We start from the raw sequence: 20916 nt of genomic DNA, 5'->3' as shown, positions 1-20916 counted from the left end.
CTAAAAATTAATGTCCTGTTTTAACAAAATTTATAAAATTTTCATTATTATTCATCATCTTCATCATATTCGTATTCATAGTCAAATTCTCCTTGTTTATATCGACCAAGTAATTCTAACATTTTTCTTATAATATCTTGTTTTTGTTTGAGGTTTTTATAATTAGTAGCGTATAAAGTAAATTTACACAATGGCAAACTTATTACGCCTAAAAGACACACAAACCACATCCCATAACTATAATCCTTTGGATGCATCAGCAACTCAATCAATCCATATATTCCAAGAATAAAATAAACAATTAAAACACATAAAGCAAAAATCCCATTAATAATGCTACCATTGCCCAATATTTCTATCGTAGAGTATTTTTTATTTACACTATTTATATCTTTGTCATCTATATTCGACCAAATTTTATCACAATTAATTATAAATTTTGGGCGCCATAATCCATCATCATATTTACAGCCATACATTATAAGAAAATCGCCCTCTTCTATATAACCAGAACCTTCCCTAAACACACTAATCCCATTAATTTTAAAATAATATCTATCAGTTTCATAAGTACTACTTGAAACACTCTGTGACGAATATGATACACTAACACTAGTGCGCGATAAAGTAGTCATAGCTAATTGTTCGCAATAACCATGAATTATTTCCATAAAAAACTCCAAAAGTAAAATTTTTAAAGTCTAACAAAAAAAAAAAAAAACAAACGGTAAATAACTTAATAATTTTCGGTTTAATTCCTCTAAAAAGTAAAATTTTATACTAACTATTTCCATTACAAAGCAATCTAGAGAAATTCTAATAAATTTTAATTCAGAAATGAATTTTGACTATCTGCCTAAATTTAAAAAATCGTTCAATGCAAAATTTAGGTTGAATTTTGAATTTAAATTTTACTGATTGGCGCGCGTGGTATGCACTCGCAATGAAACTAAATTCGCGCTTTGGTAATTTTCACTCGTAGATTGCTTCGACGACTTCGTCATCTCGTAATGACAATGGCGAACAAATTTGCATAATTTGCAAATTTCGGCGCAGTGTTTTAAAAGCCCCGCTAGCGGGTTATGATAACCCGCTAATTACGCCATCATCGCTGATTTTCATATCCAGCGCGCTAGGGTGTTTGGAAAGTCCCGGCATTAGCATGATTTTGCCAGCCACAGCCACGATAAACTTAGCCCCCGTGCGAATCTGCAAATCTTTGACCCGTAGGCTAAACCCGCACGCGCGACCCAGTGCCTTTTCATCGTCGCTGAAACTATACTGCGTCTTGGCGATACACACATCATAATTTTCAAGCCCAAGCGCGCGAATTTGCTCCAACGCCCTAAGTGCGGCCTCTTCAAAAACAACCTCTTTCGCGCCGTAAATTTTAGTAGCGATTTTTTCGATTTTGGTCTTAATATCGTCGGTTTTATCGTAAGTGTAGTTGATATTTTTTAGGATTTTGCACTCGGCAAGGACTAGTTTTGCCAAATCCGTCGCCCCAACTGAGCCTTTGGCGAAATTCTCGCAAACCGCCATTTTTACACTGCGCGCGGTGCAGTAGTTGCGCACGAACTCGATTTCTTCGTCGCTATCAAAACTAAATTTATTCAGTGCGACAATCGGATTTAGACCGAAATTTTGCAAAATTTCAATATGTCCGCCTAAATTTTCGATTCCCACCATAAGCGCTTCTAAATTTGGCTTAGTGATTTCATCTTTGGCTGCGCCGCCATTGTATTTGAGCGAACGAATCGTAGCCACCAAAACCACCGCATCAGGGGCGATACCTGCGCGCGGACATTTGATATCGAGGAATTTTTGCGCGCCAAGCTCAGAGCCAAATCCAGCCTCTGTCACGACAAAATCAGCTAGGCTCATCGCCGTTTTTGTAGCGATTATCGAGTTGCACCCGTGAGCGATATTGGCAAAAGGCCCGCCATGCACGAAAGTAGGCGTATGCTCGATACTTTGGAATAAATTTGGCTTAATTGCCTCTTTTAAAAGCACGCCCACAGCCTGCTCGCAACCCAAATCCCGCACGAAAATCGGCTTATCATCTTCATCGTAAGCCACCATGATATTTGCGATATTTTCCTTCAAATCTGCCAAATTTTTCGACAAACACAAAATCGCCATAATCTCGCTAGCTGCGGTGATATTAAAGCCGTCTTTGCGCTCTACGCCGTCAAATTTACCGCCCTGCCCTACGGTGATTTGGCGCAGTGCGCGATCGTTCATATCCATGCAACGCTTCCAAAGCACGGTTTTGATTTTTAGCGGATTTCCTTGATAAATCGAATTGTCGATAATCGCGCTGATTAGATTATTTGCGCTAGTAATGGCGTGAAAATCGCCCGTGAAATGCAAATTTAACTCTTCCATGGGTGCGAGTTGCGAGTATCCCCCACCTGCTGCGCCACCTTTTATGCCAAATACTGGACCCAGAGAGGGCTCACGAAGTGCCAAAGCCACGCTTTTGCCAAGAGATTTTATCGCGTCAGCTAGACCGATTGAGGTCGTGGTTTTGCCCTCGCCATAAGGCGTAGGACTAATGGCAGTAACTAAAATCAGCTTTGCGCTGTGTGCGCCTTTTTCGCCGTGCGTGCTATACTCGCGCCCCGGAATTTTTGCCTTATAAAATCCATAAGGCTCGATTTCATCTTTTTTCAAACCTAGTTTTTTGCCGATTTTTGTGATTTTTTTAAGCTTCGCATTGTGCGTAATTTCGATATCGCTTAACATTTTTTCCCCTTAAATTTAAATTTTACAAATCAATCTCAATGCCGATTGGGCAGTGGTCGCTACCTGTGATATCAGCGCGGATAAAGGCGTCTTTGAGGCGCGAACGCAAATTTTGCGAGATAAAAAAATAATCAATCCGCCAGCCGACATTTTTAGCGCGTGCATTAAATCTATAACTCCACCACGAATACGCATTTTTTTCATCGCCATGAATTTCGCGGAAAGTATCAACAAATCCGTGATTTATCACCTCATCGATCCACGCCCGCTCGATAGGCAAAAAGCCAGAAATTTTCGAATTTGCCTTTGGATTTGCTAGATCAATTTCCCTGTGAGCGGTATTGACATCGCCACAAAATATCACGCCAAGCCCCTGCGCGACCAACTCGTCGATATAGCGCAAAAAATCAGCGTAAAATTTCATCTTATAAGCTAGACGCTCATCGTCCTTTTGGCCGTTTGGGAAGTAGATATTTAGTAGCACCACATCGCCAAATCTATGCTCCAAAACCCGCCCCTCATCGTCGCTAGCGAAGTTGCATTTGCTAACCTTGCTAGCAAATTTAGCTAGGCTTGCCACGCCAGAATACCCAGCGCGCGTGGCTGAGTTCGTATCAATCTGCGAAAATCCCAGCTCATAAAGCTCTTTTGGGATATTTTCTGCGCTCGCTTTTATCTCTTGCAAGCCCAAAAAATCGGGCTTTTCATCATCAAGCCATGCAAATGCGCCCTTGCCAAGCACGGCTCTAAGCCCATTTACATTCCAGCTCATTAGCTTCATTTTTACCCTTTAATTATCAAAATTTGGCTATGATTATGCCTAAATTTAACTAAAATTTAAAAGGAAAAAAATGAGAAATCAGCCAAAATACAAATTTTTCGCAAACTGGGGTTATGCTTTGGCGGGGCTAGTTGAAATTTGGCGTAGTGAGCGAAGTTTTCGGCTAGAAATTTTTGTTTTTGCGCCACTTTTGGTTTCGCTATTTTTTTGGAATTTTGGCTTAGTTTGGAATTTGGCTTTGGTTTTTGGCGCGGTTTTTACGCTGGTTGTCGAGTGCATAAACTCATCAATCGAGCGCGTGGTTGATTTAGCAAGCCCCGATTTTCACCCGCTTGCAGGGGCCGCCAAAGATACCGCCAGCACCGCTGTAATGCTCACTCTAAGCCTAAATTTCGCCCTGTGGGTATGTGCGATTTGCGGTAAAATTTTTGGCTAAACACTGCACCGAAATTTTAAAATTTAAAATTTTTACGCCTAATTTGTCATTGCGAGAATTTTGCGTTAGCAAAATTCGTGGCAATCTACGACTTTAAAATTAGTTTATTGCATATTAGCCAAATAAATATTCTTTTTGTTCTAAAAATATTTTTTCCATATCGCCATAATCTAAATGTCCGCAATTATCTATTTTTTTTGAATATTTTAGATTGCATTTTTGTTTGTATTTATATTTTTTTAACTCGTTTCCTATAATATTTTTATCTTTAAATTTATCGCCAATATAACCAAAAAGTGAATAACCATTAAAAATATCAATAATGTCATCTTCACATAATAATATAAAATTGTCTAATAAAACACGATTACGACCAAAATACTCAGAGAAAAAAATCGGTCTTGCAAAACCTGCCGTCATCTCTTTTAAATTTACCGATATATATTGGTTTGGGTCTATTTGCGTGGCTTTTAATATATTTAAAATTAAATCTCCTGCAACGCTATCTGCATAAATATCCCTATTATCGTATGCTTCTTTTAATTTATAAATCCAATTATCTAAATTTATATCATCGTCAAATTTATAATACCCTATATCTATACTATTTGCTCGCTTATTTTTACCTAGTGTCTTAATTCTATATTCGTCTAATTTATTTTCTATTTCTAATTCTTTCTTTAAATATTCCACAACGGCTCTTTTATACAACTCTTCTTTATCTAAAATCCTATTTTCTACTAAACAATAGCCCCGATTATATTTGTTGTAATCCCACAAACTCACTATTTCAAAGTCGTATTTTTTAGAATAATTTGGCACAATTCTAATAAAACCAAGACATAAAATAATCGTTATAATTGCAACAAACCAACTTATTTTTTTAAATTTGGTATCGAACAATTTTTTAAATAAATTTTTCACTTTTATTTCTTTTTATAAAAATTTCTTTGCAAATTTGTTATTTTACTTTTGGCGATTGCCACGAAATGCTTCGCATTTCTTTACATGTAAAATCAACGAAAATTTCGCTAAAACCTCGCCCTTTCTGCCCCGACGCTCGTGGGCTCTCCATGTCCCGAGTATAAAACCACATCATCTGGCAGGGTAAAAATCTTGCCCTCTATGCTAGCTTTTAGCGCGCTATTATCCCCGCCCGGCAAATCCGTGCGCCCAAAGCCCGCGCGAAAAATCAAATCCCCACAAAACGCCAAATTTTGCCCCTTACTATAAAACACCACGCTATCACTCGTATGCCCTGGCGCATAAATCACAGCTAACTCGCACGCCCCGCTAGCTAGCGCGACCATTTCGCCATCTTTTAGGGGCGTGAAATCATCTATGATTATCTCTTCGCCCGTGAAATTCGATAGATTATAGTCTGGCTCGCCCAGATACACACCTGCGTTTTCGTGCGCGAGTATCGGCGCGTCCAAAGCCCGCGAGAGCTCGCTAGCTGCGCCAATGTGATCGAAATGTCCGTGAGTGAGCAAAATTTTTTCGATTTTGAAATTTCTCTCTTTTATAATCCCCAAAAGCTTGTCCGCTTGCGCCCCAGGGTCGATTACAAACCCTGCTCCACTCGCCTCGTCGATAAAAAAATAGCAATTCTCGCTGATATAACCTGCCACTTCCACGCATAAAACCATGTTTTCTCCTTGAATTTCTCCAAATTTTACGCTCTTAAATTTAACCAGCCATTAAATTTAGCCAAAAATTATCCTTGATTTACCAAAACGGAGTAAAATACGCGCTTTTGCAAATTTTTTCAAAGGAGAGCTTATGAAAAAGCTTTTGGCCGAGTTTCTTGGCACATTTTGGCTAGTATTTGGCGGTTGCGGAAGCGCGATTTTCGCCGCATACAATATCGGATTTGTTGGCGTGTCAATCGCCTTTGGTTTGACCGTGCTAAGCGGTGCTTACGCATTTGGACACATTAGCGGGGGACATTTTAACCCAGCAGTTTCAGTGGGCTTGCTATGCGGTGGCAGATTTAAAGCTAGCGAATTAGCAGGCTATGTCATCGCGCAAGTGCTAGGCGCGATAGCAGCAGGCGGTGCGCTATATCTAATCGCAAGCGGAAAGGCTGGATTTGACATCAGCGCAGGATTTGCGACCAACGGATACGGCGAACACTCACCAAACGGATATTCAATGCTAAGCGCGCTAATCGCAGAAACCCTGCTTACTGCGTTTTTCCTAATCGTCATCATGGGAGCGACAAATAAGCGCGCGCCAAGTGGCTTCGCACCGATTGCAATCGGTTTAGCCCTCACCCTAATCCACCTAATCTCAATCCCAGTTACAAACACCTCAGTTAATCCTGCCCGATCAACTGGCGTGGCACTTTTCCAAGGTGGCTGGGCGCTTAGCGAGTTATGGCTGTTTTGGGTAGCGCCAATCATCGGTGGCGCAATCGGCGGAATTATCTATAAAACTTTTTTGGAAAAAGAGTAAAATTTCGCTAAATTTGGCGTAAATTTCGCCTCGCCCCTTGTGAATTTTCGCAAGGGGCTTTTTAAATTCTTTAAATTCTTAAATTTCCGCTTCGCAAATTCAAAAACACTGCACCGAAATCGCAAAGAAATGCGAAGCATTTCCGTAAAATAAAACCAGCTAAATTTAGAAAAACGAAGTTTTTCTAAATTTAGCCACCTTGTAAAGCGTCGTCGGGGGTTGGGGGTTTGTAAGGGGGAAGGGGAGCGACCTCGCAATTCAAGCCCCCTTCCCCCTTACGAGAAAAGCAAAATTTTGCCTAAAATTTAAAAAATAATTCAATGCTAAATTTAAGTATAATTTTGAATTTAAATTTCTCTGGATTGCTTCGCTTTCTGCGAAAGCTCGCAATGACAGCGAATTTAGCGCAAGGAATTTTAAATTCGTAGATTGCTTCGTCGCTGTAAAACAGCTCCTCGCAATAACAAATTAGGCAAAATTTACGCTTGATTTGTCATTGCGAGAATTTGCGTAGCAAATTCGAAGCAATCTATGAGTTTAAAATTTCGGGGCAGTGTTTGGGAGTTGCGAAGCGGAAATTTAAAAAGCAAATTTTAAAAAGCAAATTTTAAAAATCAATGCAATCTTGGATAAAAAGTCGCTTAGAGGGGAATTCCATAGCGCAAAGGCGGGCGTTTTTGTAACCGCGCTTTTTAAAAACACAGCCCAAATCGATATTCGCGCTGTAATCATTGATAAATGGCTCATCTTGTGGCGTGTGGCCATAGACATTGAAAATGCCCGCATTATCGGTAAAATCGTCGCGCCCGCTCAACACATGCGCCTCAAAATCGTCCTTTACCGCCACGAAGTCACGAAGCTTCCACATATTTCCCACAGCCGAGTGCGAGACCACGAGAGAGCGAGAATTTTCGTCGAAAATGTCGTATTGCAAAAACACGGGCAAGCTTTGCAAATACTCTAAATGCTCGTTTAAAAGCGCGCTAAATTCGGGCGCAAAATACGATTTCATCGTATCGCTGCCACCACTTTTGGCAATCCAGTTGATATCATCGCTTGCGCCAATTACGATTTCGCGGTCTCTCACGCACCTTTGCGCGCTGGATTTTGCTAGCAAAAATCTGCGCTCGTGGTTTCCGCGCACGCAGTCATAGCCGTGCGAGCGCACAAACTCGATGACTTTGGCGCTCTGAGGGCCGCGATCGCACAAATCGCCCACGAAGCAAATTTTGCTATCAAATTTCGCCGGCAAGCGCGCAATCAGCGCCATTAAACTCTCGTAGCAACCATGCACATCGCCGATAATGTAGATATTTTGCATAAATTTACCTTTGAATTTTTAAAAGAATTATATTAGAATTTTTAAAATTTAAAATTTAAAAAAGGTCAAATTTAACCCAAATTTGGGTTAAATTTGAAATTTACGCTACCACATTTGGGAAGTCAAACACTACTTTTCCGCTTTTTATCGTTAGCACGCACGCACCTTTTAGCTCTTTGCCAAAAAGTGGCGAATTGCACGATTTTGACTTGTTGAGTTTCGCGTCGTAAGTGTATCTTAGCTCAGGGTCGATTATAGCGATATCGGCTAGCTTTCCGACAGCGATTTCGCCTTTGTCAGAGAGTTTTAAAATTTGGGCTGGATTATACGAGGTGAGAGCTACCATTTTTTCATAATCAATCACGCCCTCATCAACTAATTTTAGCGTCAAAGGCACGAGCGTTTGAAGCCCTAAAATCCCAAACGGAGCCTTGTCAAACTCGACAAATTTATCGTCCCAGCTGTGCGGTGCATGGTCTGTGGCGATAACATCGATTAAGCCGTTTTTTAAGCCATCTCGCATAGCCTCTACATCGGCGTTCGTGCGAAGTGGCGGGGACATTTTAAAATTCGTATCATAGCCCATAAGTTCGCTCTCATCATAAGTGAAGTGGTGTGGCGTAACTTCGCAGGTTACATTTATGCCTTCTTTTTTGGCTTGTTCGATGAGTTTTAGCGACCACGCCGAGCTTACATGCGCCACATGCAGGTGTCCGCCCGTTTTTTTAGCAAGCAAAATATCGCGCGAAACCATAATCTCCTCTTTTTCGCTCGCCATGCCTTTAAGCCCTAGTAGCGCGCTCACCCTACCCTCGTTCATCACTCCACCATGACAAAGCGAGCAATCCTCGCTGTGATTTATGACAAAAGAGCCAAAATGCGCCGAGTATTCGAGGGCTTGTCGCATGACTGAACTATCGGTAACCGGAAGTCCATCATCGCTAAATGCCACGCACCCAGCCTCGATCATATCGCCCATTTCGACGATTTTCGCCCCTTTGCAATCCTGTGAAATCGCTCCGATTGGAAGCAGATCGATTAGCCCCCTATCGCGCGCTTTTTTAATCATTGCCTTTGTGATTGCAGAATTATCATTTACCGGGTTTGTATTTGCCATAGGCATAGCGGTCGTTACGCCCCCTGCTACGGCTGTTTCGCTACCAGTGATGACATCATCTTTATACTCAAAACCCGGATCTCTAAAATGCACATGCATATCAATTAGCCCCGGCATGACAAGCTTGCCAGTCGCGTCGATGATTTTATCTGCGCTTGGCTCGTCCTTTGTAAGTGCTGAAATTTGGTCATTTTCTATTAAAACATTTATCTTTTCGCTTCTGTCGTGGTTAATAACGGTGCCATTTTTGATTAAAATTTTCATTACAAGCTCCTATTTAAATTTATTGTGTGAAGCACCGCCATACGCATGGCTGCACCGTTTTCGACCTGATCGAGAATGCAGGTAAATCGCGGATCGTCCGCGACATCTGAGTTAATCTCCACGCCACGATTTATCGGACCTGGGTGCATGATAATCACACCCTCTTTGGCTACCTGCATACGCTTAGCAGTTAATCCAAAAAATTTACTATACTCCCTAACGCTTGGAAAGCTTGGCTCGCCGTCTTGGCGCTCTAATTGAATTCTTAGCATTATTATCACATCTGCGCCTTCGATTGCTTCCTCGACGCTTTTGCAAATCCTGCACCCAAACGCCTCGCAGTCTCTTAGCATCATCGGAGGACCAAAGAGTCTGACATTTATGCCTAGTTTTTTCATCGCCCACGCATCAGATCTAGCCACGCGAGAGCGGAAAATATCGCCGATAATAGCGACTTCAAGCCCATCAAATTTGCCCTTGGCTTCGTGGATTGTGAGCAAATCCAAAAGCGCTTGTGTAGGGTGCTCGTTTAGTCCGTCTCCTGCATTTACAATCGAGGCGTCGCAGTTAGAGGCGATAAATTTCGCAGCACCACTACTTGCGTGGCGCACGACAAAAATATCACTGCGCATGGCTTGCATATTTTTTATCGTATCGATTAGAGTTTCGCCCTTTTTGGTGCTACTTGAACCTGCGCTGAAATTTATAGCGTCCGCGCCAAGGCGTTTGGCAGCGATTTCAAAGGAAATGCGCGTTCTAGTGGAATTTTCAAAAAAAGCATTAATCACGGTTTTTCCGCGCAAAGAGTCTGATTTTTTGATATCTGAGCGGTTTAGGGCCTTAAAATCCTTCGCCAAAGCGATGAAATCGTAAATATCATCTGCGCTTAAATCTTGCGTGCTAAGCAGGTGCTTTAATTTATACATTTTGCCTCCTAAAATGGTTAAAATTTTCGCTGTATTTTACGCAAATTTGACTTAAATTTTTAAATCCTCTCCCTGCGAATTTTCATAATGTTTTTCAATTTTTTTGCCATTATTAATCATATCGCCAAAGATATTTAAAATCTGTCCAAAACTCGAATTTGCATCCTTTGCTAAATCCATTAAATCCTTTTCAATCCCGCCTAATGAGCCGTTTAAATCGCGCACAATTTTCTCGCCTTTTTTGGCTAAATCTTCTAATTTATCCGCGTTTTTTTCGGCAAATTCGTTTAAAATTTTCGGCGCTTCCTTGCTTAATCTTTCCAAATTTTCGCCCAAAATTTTAGCCGTTGCGGCAAATTCATCAATCGTTTCGTTGATATCTTTTGAAATTTTGCCCTCAGGCTTTGGCACTAGCTCGATTTGAACCTTTGGTTTAGCGTTTTGGCTCAAATTTGCCTCTGGCGCAGGTTTAGGGGCGCTTTCGCTAGCGCTAGCTGATAAATTTTTATCCAAATTTATCTGTATTTTTGGCTCATTTTTCTCAACCATTTTTTGAGATTTTTTTTCGATCTCTTTCTCGATATCTAGGCCGTTTTGGCTAGATTTGTCACTGTCGCTACACGCACTAAAAATAAGCGCGCAAGCAAGCAAAATTCCACATTTTTTCATACTCTCTCCTTAGTTTAAAAATAAATCACTTCTTAATTTCAAAAGCAAGCAAACTGCGATATTTGCGGCCTCTTCACGGATATAGTTGCGATCTCCGTTTAGGTGAAATTTGCCGATTATCTGTCGCCCACCAAGCTCTTTTGCCCCGATAAACACCGTTCCTACGGGCTTTTCATCGCTTCCACCCCCAGGTCCAGCTATCCCGCTAATGGCTAGGGCAAAATTCGCCCCCGAACTCTCCAATGCCCCGCTAAGCATACCTGCGACGCATTGCTCACTCACTGCGCCGTAATCTTGCAAAACCTCATCGCTCACATCTAGCCACGCACGCTTTATCTCGTTTGCATAGCTTACCACCGAGCCGTCAAAAATATCGCTCACACCGGCTATTTCGCCAAATTTAGCCGCCAAAAGTCCAGCCGTGCAACTCTCTGCAAATGTGATTTTCGCCCCGATTTCTCGCAATTTCTCCACGGCGTGAGAGATGAAATTTTTAGGCGCGATAAATGAGTTTGCGTAGTATTTGCTCACGCTATTTAAAAATTTATCCAGCGCGCCAAATTTTTGCTCGCTAGCGCGCACAAAGAGCAAAAACGAGCTGTATTCGCTGATGATAAATGAAATTTTATAGCTTAACGCTAGGCTTTCAAGTCTAGCTTTTGCGCTCGCATAGTCTGTGTCAAATAGATAAAACCCCTCGCCCTCGTTTAGGGGATCTTGCAAAATTTGGGGCAGTTTTTGCAAGGGGTCTGCTTTTAGCACATTTACAAGGCAACCCTTAATATCTAGCAAAAAACTATCCTTTACCACAAATTTAGCTGCTGAGGGGGCTAGCGTGCCACAATCTTTAAGCTCCAAAGTATCAAGCGTGAGCGTGGAGAGGATTTTCCCTGCGATTGCATAAGCCACTTTTGTCGCAAAAATCGTGATATAATCGTATTTGCCGAGCATTTTTTCTATCAAAAATGGCAAATTTTTATCGTTTTCATTTATAAATTTAATATCATCAATCACGCCGAAAACCTGCTCGTATTCGCGCAAAATATAGCTAAAAAATGGCGGATTATAGCGGATAGCTTCGCCGATGATTAAAATCACATTTTTCATAAATTTCGACCTTTAAATTTTTGCCATTATAGCATAAAAAATTCTTGCATTTTCAGTCCTTTTTAAAAGCCTTTTTGCTACACTTACCAAATTTTTTAAAACACAATTAAAGGTTTTTTATGGATTACAAAGAAACACTTTTTCTCCCTACTACGGACTTCCCTATGCGAGGCTCACTCCCAGCGAACGAACCAGCGCGATTTTCTAGCTGGTATAACGAGCGAGCAATTTATGAAAAAATGAAAGCCAAACGCAAAAACGCGGGCGTTAGCTTTAATATCCACGACGGCCCACCTTATGCCAACGGACACCTGCATATCGGCCATGCGCTAAATAAATTTTTAAAAGACATTATCACAAAAACCCACTATTTTTTCGGTGAAAATATCCGCTATGTCCCGGGCTGGGACTGCCACGGCTTGCCGATTGAGCAACAAGTAGAAATCAAAATGGGCGACGCGAAAAAATCAGCTACCAAGCACGAAATCCGCGAGCTTTGTCGCACACACGCGAAAGAATTTATCGATATCCAAAGAGATGAATTTAAAAGCCTTGGCGTAATTGGGGATTGGGAAAATCCATATTTGACGCTGAAATTTAACTTTGAAGCTGAAATTTACAAAACCCTTTGCAATATCGCTAAAAAGGGTATTTTAATCGAACGAAGCAAACCTGTATTTTGGAGCTGGGCAGCAAAAAGCGCGCTAGCTGAGGCGGAGGTCGAGTATAAGGACAAAGAGGATTATTCGATTTATGTGGCTTTCGATTTAAGCGATGAAGCAAATGCCAAAATCGGCGCAAAAGGTGCAAAAGCCGTGATTTGGACGACTACGCCTTGGACACTTCCAGCAAACGGCGCAATCAGCCTAAATCCAAACGAAACCTATGTCCTAACAGCCGAAAATTTCATACTTGCAAAACCGCTTTTAGAAAATTTAATCGGCGCAGGTATCACAAATGGCGAAATTTTAAAAGAATTTAGCTCAAAAGAGCTAGAAAATTTATACGCAATCAACCCGCTAAATGATAGAAGCTCAAAATTTATCCTAGGCGAACATGTCTTAATGGACGGCGGAACAGGCTTAGTTCATACCGCCCCAGGACACGGCGAGGACGATTATTTCGTGGGCTTAAAATACGGCATAGAGGTGCTAATGCCAGTCGATGAGGCAGGGTGTTTTGATGAAACACTGCGCGCGAAGGGGCTATTTAGGGCTGGCGTCGTAGATGAAATAGTCGGCATGCACATTTTCAAAGCAAATGAAAAAATCGTCGAAATTCTTGGCGATGCAGTGGTGAAAGTCGGCAAATTTACCCACTCATACCCACACTGCTGGCGCACGCACAAACCAGTAATTTACCGCGCTACAAAGCAATGGTTCATCGCTATGGATAAAGAATTTAGCGGTGGAAAAACACTGCGCCAGATCGCGCTTAGCGAAATCAAAAAAATCAAATTCTACCCAGCCACTGGCGAAAATCGCCTCACAGCGATGATTGAAAACCGCCCTGATTGGTGTATTTCAAGGCAGAGAGATTGGGGTGTGCCGATTGCATTTTTTCGTGATAAAGCGACAAAAGAGCCGATTTTCGATGAAAAAATAATGGATTATTTATACGAAATTTTCAAAGCCAAAGGCGCTGATGCGTGGTGGGATAGCGAAATTTGCGATCTTTTACCGCAAGGCTCTGGCTACAACCCTGAAAATTTAGAGAAAGTTACCGATATTTTAGATGTTTGGTTCGATAGTGGCTCGACTTGGAACGCTGTGCTAAAAAGCGGCGAATACGACGCAGGCGCGTTTCCAGCCGATATGTATTTAGAGGGCTCAGACCAGCACAGAGGCTGGTTTCAAAGCTCACTTTTGCTAAGTTGCGCTGTAAATGAGTTCGCTCCGTATAAAAGTGTCCTAACTCACGGCTTTACAGTCGATGAGAAGGGTCAAAAAATGAGCAAATCCGTGGGCAATATCGTCCTTCCACAAAAAGTCGCCAAAGAATACGGCGTGGAAATTATGAGATTATGGGTTGCGCTGAGTGATTACTCCACAGATTTGAAAATCAGCGAAAATATCCTAAAACAAGTCAGCGAGCAATACCGCAAAATTCGCAATACAATTCGCTTTTTGCTAGCAAATGTTAGCGATTTAGAAGAGCTTGAAACTTCAAATTTCACAACCCTTGATAAGTGGATTTTAACCCGCGCAGTAAGGACTTTTGGCGCAGTTGAAGAGAGTTTTAGAGAGTATGATTTCTCAAAAGGATTTAACCAACTTCTAAATTTCCTAAGCGCAGATTTAAGCGGAATTTACCTTGATATCATCAAAGACCGCCTTTACTGCGACCATATCGACGAGCCAAGACGCAGAAGTGCGCAAAGTGCGCTAGTGCTAATCACCAGAGCGCTACTGCCTCTGATTGCACCTACGCTAACTTACACAATTGATGAAGTAATGCAATACGCACCAAGTATCGTTAAAAACGGCAAAGAAGACGCTTTTGATTTGGTTTATGCGCCGATTGAATTTAGCGATTTTGTCGAATACGATGAAATTTTAGAGCAATCAAGAGAGAAATTTTTCGAAATCATCGACGCGCTCAAAAAAGACAAAATCATCAAATCGACCCTAGAACTCGCTTTGCAAACTAGCTCAAATGAAATTTTATCTTACGATATTTTGGGCGTGAGCGATTGGTTTATGGTAAGTGATGTAACATCGCTAGATGGCAACAGCGACAATGCTTTGGCAGAATTTCGCATAGGTGATGAAATTTTCCGCCTTGTAAAATCTGATAAATTTAAATGCCCAAGGTGCTGGAAATTTAGCGCAAAAGAGCAAGACTGCCTATGCCCAAGATGTGCAAAGGTGCTAAATGCTTAGTTCGCCTCAACATTTTAGTATAGTAGTTCTCACAATCGCGCTAATCTTTGTCTGCATAGGCGTGGGAATAAAATTTGTAATAAAATTTAAGGATAAAAAATGATAAGTTTAAAAGAGGCTTTGAAACTGAGCCCTAGCGAAATTTTGGCACTTCGCGCAGATTTAAAAAGCCAAATCATAGCCAATAAAAACCTTGGCGCGTATGTCGAACAACTCAGTGGAGAGGAATTAAACGAAAGTGGCGCAGGTGTGCCAATCGCGATTAAAGATAATATTCAAGTCAAAGGTTGGAGCGTAACGGCAGGTTCTAAAATCCTGCAAGGCTACATTGCGCCTTATGACGCAACCGTAATCAAAAAGCTAAAAGAGGCAAATTTAGCTCCATTTGGTCGCACCAATATGGACGAATTTGCCATGGGAAGCACTACTGAGAGCTCATATTATGGCAAAACTCTAAATCCGCTCGATCACACTCGCGTCCCAGGCGGAAGCAGTGGCGGAAGTGCCGCTGCTGTGGGAGCAGGTCTAGCCATCGCAGCCCTTGGAAGCGATACTGGTGGCTCTATCCGCCAGCCAGCAGCCTTTTGTGGTTGCGTTGGATTTAAGCCAAGCTATGGCAGGGTTAGCCGCTATGGGCTTGGAGCGTATTCATCTAGCCTAGATCAAATCGGACCAATCACAGGAAATGTCGAGGACGCGGCGATTTTATACGATATCATCGCAGGACACGATGAAATGGATAGCACAAGCTACGCTGGCGAGTTTATCAGCACGGCTGATAAATTAAATAGCGAGCGCAAACTTACAATCGCAGTTATCGAAAACTACCTAAACGAAGCTAGCGACGAGATTAAAACTGCGCTAAATTTGGCAATCGAGAAGTTAAAAAGCTTCGGACACAAGATAATTTATAAAAATTTGCTAAATTCCAAATACGATATCGCCACATACTATATCATCGCCACAGCCGAAGCTAGCGCAAATTTAAGCCGATATGACGGCGTGCGATACGGAAACCGCGCAAAGGCGTCAAATTTAAACGAACTTTACGCAAACACCCGTGGCGAGGGATTTGGCGACGAGGTCAAACGCAGAATGCTTCTAGGAACATTTGTGCTAAGTAGCGGTTACTACGACGCTTACTACATAAAAGCGCAAAAAGCCAGAGCCTTTATCAAGGCTGAATATGAGGAAATTTTAAAAGAGGCTGATTTGATTTTTATGCCGATTGCGCCTGATGTGGCGTATAAATTTGGCGAGTTAAACGACCCGCTAAAAGCTTATCTTAGCGATATTTACACAATCGGCGTAAATTTAGCAGGACTTCCAGCGATTTCCGTGCCAGTAGCTAGAAATTCACAAAATTTAAATATCAGCGCACAGCTAATAGGACGCGCTTATGACGAACAAACGGTGCTTGATGGCGGGTTAAATTTAGAAACAATCGTAAGGGGTTAAGATGAAAATTTTGAAAAAAGCTTTGACATTTGAAGATGTTTTGTTGGTGCCACAATACTCTGAAATTTTACCAAAAGATGTGGATTTAAAGACAAAATTTACCAAAAATATCACTCTAAATACGCCACTTGTGAGTGCTGCTATGGATACGGTTACCGAGTATCGCACAGCTATCATGATGGCTCGCCTTGGCGGGATTGGCGTAATCCACAAAAATATGGATATCGAAAGCCAAGCCAAAATGGTTAAAAGAGTGAAAAAAAGCGAGAGTGGCGTCATCATCGATCCGATTTTTATCAAAGCCACAGCCAGCGTGCAAGATGCGCTAAATTTAATGGCCGAATACCACATTAGCGGAATTCCAGTCGTCGATGACGAGCATAAATTAATCGGAATTTTAACTAACCGCGATTTGAGATTTGAAAGCGATACCTCAGCGCGCGTTGGCGATAAAATGACTAAAATGCCACTAATCACGCTCAAAAAGGGCTCGACGCTAGATGACGCTGAGAAAGTTTTCCGCAACACCAAGGTAGAAAAACTTCCGATTGTTGATGAAAACAACCATTTGGAGGGATTAGTTACCATTAAAGATATCAAAAAACGCATCGAATACCCTCTTGCAAACAAAGACGCTTATGGCAGACTTCGCGTAGCAGCCGCCATTGGCGTAGGTCAGATTGATCGTGCAAAAGCCCTTGTCGAAGCAGGCGTAGATGCGATTGTAATGGATTCTGCTCACGGACATACCAAAGGTATCATAAACACCCTAAAAGAGCTTAAAAAACAGCTAAATGTCGATGTCGTAGTAGGAAATGTAGCAAACCCAGAGGCTATCAAAGATATCGCCGAAGCTGGCGCAGACGCGATAAAAGTCGGTATCGGACCGGGCTCAATCTGCACCACTAGAATCGTTGCAGGTGTGGGCGTGCCACAATTTACCGCAATTGTAGATTGCGCAAACGAAGCGGCTAAATTTGGCGTTCCAATCATCGCAGACGGCGGTATCAAATACTCAGGCGAAATCGCCAAAGCCCTAGCAGCGGGTGCTAGCTCAGTAATGATGGGAAGCGTGCTAGCTGGGTGCTACGAAACTCCTGGCGAGCTAATCACCTTCCAAGGTCGCCAGTATAAGACATACCGCGGTATGGGCTCAATTGGCGCTATGCAAAAAGGAAGCTCAGATAGATATTTCCAAGAAGGCACCGCCAAAGAAAAACTCGTCCCAGAAGGCATCGAAGGACGCGTCCCTTATGCTGGTATGCTAAAAGATGTAATCTTCCAGCTAGTAGGCGGTCTAAGAAGCGCTATGGGATATTGCGGAAGCAAGGATATCCCTACCTTGCAAGAAAAAGCCGAATTTGTCGAAATCACAAGCGCAGGACTTAAAGAGAGCCATGTCCATGATGTCATCATCACGCAAGAAGCGCCAAACTACCGAGTTAATCAGTGAAAATCCAAACCAAAACCCACTATTTTGACGAACCGCTCTATTTAGAGAGCGGTCGTGTTTTTTCTAAATTTCACCTAGCTTACGAAACTTACGGCGAGTTAAATTCCGATAAATCAAATGTCATTGTCATCACACACGCTCTAACCGGTAGCGCACACGCTGCTGGCAGATACGAAAATGAAAGCAAGGCTGGCTGGTGGGACAACCTAATCGGCGATGGCAAGGCAGTGGATACGAGCAAATTTTTCGTCATCTGCATAAATATCCTCTCATCGCCCTTTGGCTCGACCTGCCCGCTAGATATCGATGATAGCACTGGCAAGGAGTATCGCACACGCTTTCCCGTGCTTGTAATCTCAGATGTCGTAAAGGCGCAGGTTAGATTGCTAAGCGAGCTTGGGATTTCGCGGGTAAAAGCCGTAATCGGCGGGAGTTTAGGCGGTATGCAGGCTCTGTGCTACGCAATCGAATACCCAAATTTCGCCGAAAATATTTTCGCACTAGCTACCACTTATGCGACGCAACCTTGGGCAATCGCCTTTAATAAAATCGCAATCAGCGCGATTAAGAGCGATCCAAATTTCAAAGGCGGGTATTATGACAAAGATGAAATCGCCAAATCAGGCCTAAATGGCATGGCGGTAGGTCGCATGGCTGGGCATATTAGCTTTTTAAGCCCTGCTTCGATGAACGAAAAATTTGGGCGAAATTATGTAGAAACTGACGGACTTTACGAGCTTGACGGCAGATTTCAAGTAGATCGCTACCTAGACTACAATGGGGTAAATTTCTCTCATCGCTTCGATCCGCTATGCTACCTTTATATCGCAAAAATGATGAATCTTTTCGATTGCACGAGGCATTATGGTTCGCTAAAAAACGCCATGGCGCAAATCCGCGCGAAACTATTTTTGATTTCGTTTTCTGGCGATATTTTGTTTCCGCCAAATTTAATGGAGGAAATGTATAAATGCATGATTGATCTTGGCGCGAAAGAGCGCGTGTTTTACACGCAAATCGACAGCGATTACGGGCACGACGCATTTTTGGTCGAGGTGGAAAAATTTGACTATATCATTAAAAGGGTTTTAGATGCAAGATAATTTTGAAGAAAAAATGAAAAAAATAGGCGAGCTATTAGAGAGCTTAAATGATAAAGACATCACGCTAGATCGCTCCGTAGAGCTGTATAAAAGCGGAATTTGCCTGCTAAAAGAGGCGAAGGAAATTTTAGAAAACGCCAAGCTTGAAATCACGCAAATAAACGAAGGTGCGCAAAATGATTAAAATCTGCGCCCTACAACTCGCCACGCTTTCGATGAGCGAAAATCGCATTGATTATTATATGAAAATAGCCCACGACAACGGCGCAAAAATCGTGGTTTTGGGCGAATACACGCTTAATTCGTTTTTTACCGAGCTAAAACACATGCCAAGCTCAATCACGCAAAAACAAAGCGAACACAAAATGGAGCTAATGCAAAATTTAGCCAAAAAATACGACCTAAACATCATCGCGCCCATAATTCGCCAAAGCGGGAGCGAGGCTAGCGAAATCGCATGGATCAAATCCTGCGCGCATTTTAGCCCCTCTGGCGTGAAATTTTACAATCAAACTATGCTGATAAACTACTCGCACTGGAACGAGGACGAGTTTTTCCTAAACGCCAAAATTCACAAAAACGGCAAATTCGAGCCACTGATTTTTGAGGTCGAGGGTGTTAAATTTGGCGTTTGTTTTGGGTTTGAAGCGCATTTTGATATGGTATGGCAGCGCTTCGACCACGCAAGCGTAGATTGCGTGCTAATCCCCACAGCTTCGACATTTGAGTCAAATTTGCGCTGGGCAGAACTGCTTAAAATGCGAGCCTTCACGCACTCGGCGTATATCGTGCGCACAAACCGCATAGGTGAGGCGAAATTCGGCGATATGGACTTTAAATTTTATGGCGGCAGTTTCCTAGCGAATCCTTACGGCGAGATTATCAACGAATTAAAGGGCGAAGAGGGCGCGCTAATGTGCGAAATAGACCCAGCAATCGTGCGCGAAGCTACGGAATTTTGGGGCTTTAAGGCAAATTTGAAAAACAAAGGCTTTGCGTGAAATTTTTCCATAGACAAATCCAGCTCTGGGGCGAGGATACCCAAAACTCCCTAGCGCAAAAATCTGTCCTAATCATCGGCTCTGGCGGGCTTGGAAGCTCATTTGCGTATGCGCTAGGAGCCAGCGGGATCGGGCGGATTGACATTGTCGATTTCGACACAGTGTCGCTTCATAATATCCACAGGCAAATTTTATTTTCGCTAAGCGATGAGGGACGATACAAGGCCGATGTTTTCAAAGAGCGCGTCCAGGCTCGATACGATGGAGTGCGTGTGAATACGCACAAAATGAAAGCTGATGAATTTTTTGCTAGTTGCGCGGATAAATTTGACCTGATTTTAGATGCGACCGATAATCTTGCCACGCGTATGCAAATCGATGAATTTGCGAAAAAAACGGAGACACCGTGGATTTTTACTTCGGTTGATAGTTGGCAGGTGCAAGTCTGCTTCATCGAAAAAAGCGATTTTAAATTTTTCCCCACTACGACAGTGGCACCAGCAGGGCTTGCTGCGCCTATCGTTATGTTTGCGGCGAGTTTTGCGGCAAATTTAGCTTTGCGCTATTTGGCGGGTTTGAGCGTGAAAAAAGACACGCTTTATTATCTAAATTTTTTCTCAGGCGAATTTGAAACCAAAAAAATCGCTCTTGTTTAAGGCAAAAAATGGTTATACTCATAACGGGCGCTTCGCATACTGGCAAAACGCTTTTAGCACAAAAAATGGTTGAAATTTATAAATTTTCGTCTTTTTCAATCGACCACCTAAAAATGGGGCTAATTCGCTCAAAAAATACAAATCTCACTCCAAATGACGATGAAGCACTAACGCCGTATCTGTGGCAAATCGTGCGTGAAATAATTAAAACCGCCATAGAAAATGGGCAAAATTTGATTATCGAAGGTTGTTATGTGCCGTTTTCTTGGCGGAGCGATTTTAGTGAAAAATATTTGCGCCAAATTCGTTTTATAGCCCTAGCGATGAGCGATAAATTTATCGATGAAAATTTTGATAAAATCAAAAAACATAGCTGTGATATAGAAAATAGGCTTGATGATACGACCTGCACAAAAGAAAATTTAAAAGCGGATAATCAAAATTTTATAAAGGGCTTTTTAAACAACGGCGAGAAAATCGTTTTGATTGATGATGATTATGAAAAAACTATAAGTAAGCTTTAAATTTAAAATTTAG

General features: G+C 42.1%; 20 protein-coding genes. 10 read left to right on the top strand and 10 right to left on the bottom strand.

The genetic code is table 11. From position 1 onward, the window contains the following. Positions 1-47 precede the first annotated feature (47 nt). From OFO01_RS05855 to OFO01_RS05845, 3 genes are all read right to left on the bottom strand, one after another. Positions 48-671: a hypothetical protein gene (locus OFO01_RS05855; RefSeq protein WP_270859268.1), complete on the bottom strand. Its 624-nt coding sequence runs from the start codon at positions 669-671 to the stop codon at positions 48-50. Positions 672-1080: 409 nt separating this feature from the next. Continuing rightward, entirely contained in the window at positions 1081-2748 is a 1668-nt protein-coding gene (locus tag OFO01_RS05850; protein WP_270859267.1) for a formate--tetrahydrofolate ligase, read from the bottom strand. 22 nt (positions 2749-2770) lie between these two features. Next, entirely contained in the window at positions 2771-3529 is a 759-nt protein-coding gene (locus tag OFO01_RS05845; protein WP_270859266.1) for an exodeoxyribonuclease III, read from the bottom strand. 70 nt (positions 3530-3599) lie between these two features. Here OFO01_RS05845 and OFO01_RS05840 point away from each other — a divergent pair, with 70 nt between their 5' ends. After that, entirely contained in the window at positions 3600-3965 is a 366-nt protein-coding gene (locus OFO01_RS05840) for a diacylglycerol kinase (protein WP_270859265.1), read from the top strand. Between the two features lie 114 nt (positions 3966-4079). Here the strand turns inward: OFO01_RS05840 and OFO01_RS05835 are convergent, their stop codons facing one another. Together OFO01_RS05835 and OFO01_RS05830 are read right to left on the bottom strand one after the other, a co-directional pair. After that, positions 4080-4889, bottom strand: a complete 810-nt coding sequence (locus OFO01_RS05835; protein WP_270859264.1) for a hypothetical protein — start codon at positions 4887-4889, stop codon at positions 4080-4082. A gap of 107 nt (positions 4890-4996) precedes the next feature. Next, on the bottom strand, positions 4997-5614 hold the full coding sequence (locus OFO01_RS05830; protein ID WP_270859263.1) for an MBL fold metallo-hydrolase: 618 nt from the start codon (positions 5612-5614) through the stop codon (positions 4997-4999). Positions 5615-5747: 133 nt separating this feature from the next. Between OFO01_RS05830 and aqpZ the strand changes: the two genes are divergently transcribed. Continuing rightward, a complete protein-coding gene (gene aqpZ / locus OFO01_RS05825; RefSeq protein ID WP_270859262.1) occupies positions 5748-6422 on the top strand; it encodes an aquaporin Z in 675 nt (224 codons plus the stop codon). Positions 6423-7029: 607 nt separating this feature from the next. Here aqpZ and OFO01_RS05820 read toward each other — a convergent pair. From OFO01_RS05820 to OFO01_RS05800, 5 genes are all read right to left on the bottom strand, one after another. After that, the gene (locus OFO01_RS05820) at positions 7030-7743 is read right to left on the bottom strand and encodes a metallophosphoesterase (protein WP_270859261.1); all 714 of its coding nucleotides are present in this window, start codon (positions 7741-7743) and stop codon (positions 7030-7032) included. A gap of 100 nt (positions 7744-7843) precedes the next feature. After that, positions 7844-9124 carry a dihydroorotase gene (locus OFO01_RS05815; RefSeq protein ID WP_270859260.1) on the bottom strand — a complete coding sequence of 427 codons (1281 nt, stop codon included), beginning with the start codon at positions 9122-9124 and terminating at the stop codon, positions 7844-7846. Further along, positions 9124-10050: an aspartate carbamoyltransferase catalytic subunit gene (locus OFO01_RS05810; protein ID WP_270859259.1), complete on the bottom strand. Its 927-nt coding sequence runs from the start codon at positions 10048-10050 to the stop codon at positions 9124-9126. The genes OFO01_RS05815 and OFO01_RS05810 overlap by 1 nt, the downstream gene beginning before the upstream one ends. Before the next feature lie 51 nt (positions 10051-10101). Beyond that, on the bottom strand, positions 10102-10719 hold the full coding sequence (locus tag OFO01_RS05805) for a hypothetical protein (protein ID WP_270859258.1): 618 nt from the start codon (positions 10717-10719) through the stop codon (positions 10102-10104). 9 nt (positions 10720-10728) lie between these two features. Then, positions 10729-11826 (bottom strand): CinA family protein, encoded by a 1098-nt coding sequence (locus OFO01_RS05800; protein WP_270859257.1) that lies wholly within the window; start codon positions 11824-11826, stop codon positions 10729-10731. Positions 11827-11945: 119 nt separating this feature from the next. Here OFO01_RS05800 and ileS point away from each other — a divergent pair, with 119 nt between their 5' ends. The 8 genes from ileS (at position 11946) to OFO01_RS05760 (ending at position 20903) form a co-directional block, all read left to right on the top strand. After that, on the top strand, positions 11946-14708 hold the full coding sequence (ileS, locus tag OFO01_RS05795) for an isoleucine--tRNA ligase (protein WP_270859256.1): 2763 nt from the start codon (positions 11946-11948) through the stop codon (positions 14706-14708). Positions 14709-14807: 99 nt separating this feature from the next. Next, positions 14808-16166 (top strand): Asp-tRNA(Asn)/Glu-tRNA(Gln) amidotransferase subunit GatA, encoded by a 1359-nt coding sequence (gene gatA / locus OFO01_RS05790; RefSeq protein WP_270859255.1) that lies wholly within the window; start codon positions 14808-14810, stop codon positions 16164-16166. A 1-nt stretch (position 16167) separates the two neighbouring features. Beyond that, a complete protein-coding gene (gene guaB / locus OFO01_RS05785; protein WP_270859254.1) occupies positions 16168-17619 on the top strand; it encodes an IMP dehydrogenase in 1452 nt (483 codons plus the stop codon). Then, positions 17616-18722, top strand: coding sequence for a homoserine O-acetyltransferase MetX (gene metX, locus OFO01_RS05780; protein WP_270859253.1), 1107 nt, complete (start codon positions 17616-17618; stop codon positions 18720-18722). The genes guaB and metX overlap by 4 nt, the downstream gene beginning before the upstream one ends. Beyond that, a complete protein-coding gene (xseB, locus tag OFO01_RS05775) occupies positions 18712-18906 on the top strand; it encodes an exodeoxyribonuclease VII small subunit (RefSeq protein ID WP_270859252.1) in 195 nt (64 codons plus the stop codon). The genes metX and xseB overlap by 11 nt, the downstream gene beginning before the upstream one ends. Further along, the gene (locus OFO01_RS05770) at positions 18899-19723 is read left to right on the top strand and encodes a carbon-nitrogen hydrolase family protein (protein ID WP_270859251.1); all 825 of its coding nucleotides are present in this window, start codon (positions 18899-18901) and stop codon (positions 19721-19723) included. Before xseB ends, OFO01_RS05770 begins: the two co-directional genes overlap by 8 nt. Beyond that, a complete protein-coding gene (locus OFO01_RS05765) occupies positions 19720-20379 on the top strand; it encodes a HesA/MoeB/ThiF family protein (protein WP_270859250.1) in 660 nt (219 codons plus the stop codon). The genes OFO01_RS05770 and OFO01_RS05765 overlap by 4 nt, the downstream gene beginning before the upstream one ends. An 8-nt stretch (positions 20380-20387) precedes the next feature. Further along, positions 20388-20903 carry an adenylate kinase gene (locus OFO01_RS05760; protein WP_270859249.1) on the top strand — a complete coding sequence of 172 codons (516 nt, stop codon included), beginning with the start codon at positions 20388-20390 and terminating at the stop codon, positions 20901-20903. The last annotated feature ends 13 nt before the right edge of the window (positions 20904-20916 follow it).

The sequence above is a fragment of the Campylobacter sp. JMF_01 NE2 genome (genome assembly GCF_027737365.1).
Lineage (GTDB): Bacteria > Campylobacterota > Campylobacteria > Campylobacterales > Campylobacteraceae > Campylobacter_B.
This window is presented reverse-complemented; position numbering and strand designations above follow the sequence as displayed.

What these genes read in the sequence shown, in the direction of transcription:
- OFO01_RS05855 (WP_270859268.1), bottom strand. Translation starts at nt 671, where the DNA reads ATGGAAATAATTCATGGTTATTGCGAACAATTAGCTATGACTACTTTA.
- OFO01_RS05850 (WP_270859267.1), bottom strand. Translation starts at nt 2,748, where the DNA reads ATGTTAAGCGATATCGAAATTACGCACAATGCGAAGCTTAAAAAAATC.
- OFO01_RS05845 (WP_270859266.1), bottom strand. Translation starts at nt 3,529, where the DNA reads ATGAAGCTAATGAGCTGGAATGTAAATGGGCTTAGAGCCGTGCTTGGC.
- OFO01_RS05840 (WP_270859265.1), top strand. Translation starts at nt 3,600, where the DNA reads ATGAGAAATCAGCCAAAATACAAATTTTTCGCAAACTGGGGTTATGCT.
- OFO01_RS05830 (WP_270859263.1), bottom strand. Translation starts at nt 5,614, where the DNA reads ATGGTTTTATGCGTGGAAGTGGCAGGTTATATCAGCGAGAATTGCTAT.
- aqpZ (WP_270859262.1), top strand. Translation starts at nt 5,748, where the DNA reads ATGAAAAAGCTTTTGGCCGAGTTTCTTGGCACATTTTGGCTAGTATTT.
- OFO01_RS05820 (WP_270859261.1), bottom strand. Translation starts at nt 7,743, where the DNA reads ATGCAAAATATCTACATTATCGGCGATGTGCATGGTTGCTACGAGAGT.
- OFO01_RS05815 (WP_270859260.1), bottom strand. Translation starts at nt 9,124, where the DNA reads ATGAAAATTTTAATCAAAAATGGCACCGTTATTAACCACGACAGAAGC.
- OFO01_RS05810 (WP_270859259.1), bottom strand. Translation starts at nt 10,050, where the DNA reads ATGTATAAATTAAAGCACCTGCTTAGCACGCAAGATTTAAGCGCAGAT.
- OFO01_RS05805 (WP_270859258.1), bottom strand. Translation starts at nt 10,719, where the DNA reads ATGAAAAAATGTGGAATTTTGCTTGCTTGCGCGCTTATTTTTAGTGCG.
- OFO01_RS05800 (WP_270859257.1), bottom strand. Translation starts at nt 11,826, where the DNA reads ATGAAAAATGTGATTTTAATCATCGGCGAAGCTATCCGCTATAATCCG.
- ileS (WP_270859256.1), top strand. Translation starts at nt 11,946, where the DNA reads ATGGATTACAAAGAAACACTTTTTCTCCCTACTACGGACTTCCCTATG.
- gatA (WP_270859255.1), top strand. Translation starts at nt 14,808, where the DNA reads ATGATAAGTTTAAAAGAGGCTTTGAAACTGAGCCCTAGCGAAATTTTG.
- guaB (WP_270859254.1), top strand. Translation starts at nt 16,168, where the DNA reads ATGAAAATTTTGAAAAAAGCTTTGACATTTGAAGATGTTTTGTTGGTG.
- xseB (WP_270859252.1), top strand. Translation starts at nt 18,712, where the DNA reads ATGCAAGATAATTTTGAAGAAAAAATGAAAAAAATAGGCGAGCTATTA.
- OFO01_RS05770 (WP_270859251.1), top strand. Translation starts at nt 18,899, where the DNA reads ATGATTAAAATCTGCGCCCTACAACTCGCCACGCTTTCGATGAGCGAA.
- OFO01_RS05760 (WP_270859249.1), top strand. Translation starts at nt 20,388, where the DNA reads ATGGTTATACTCATAACGGGCGCTTCGCATACTGGCAAAACGCTTTTA.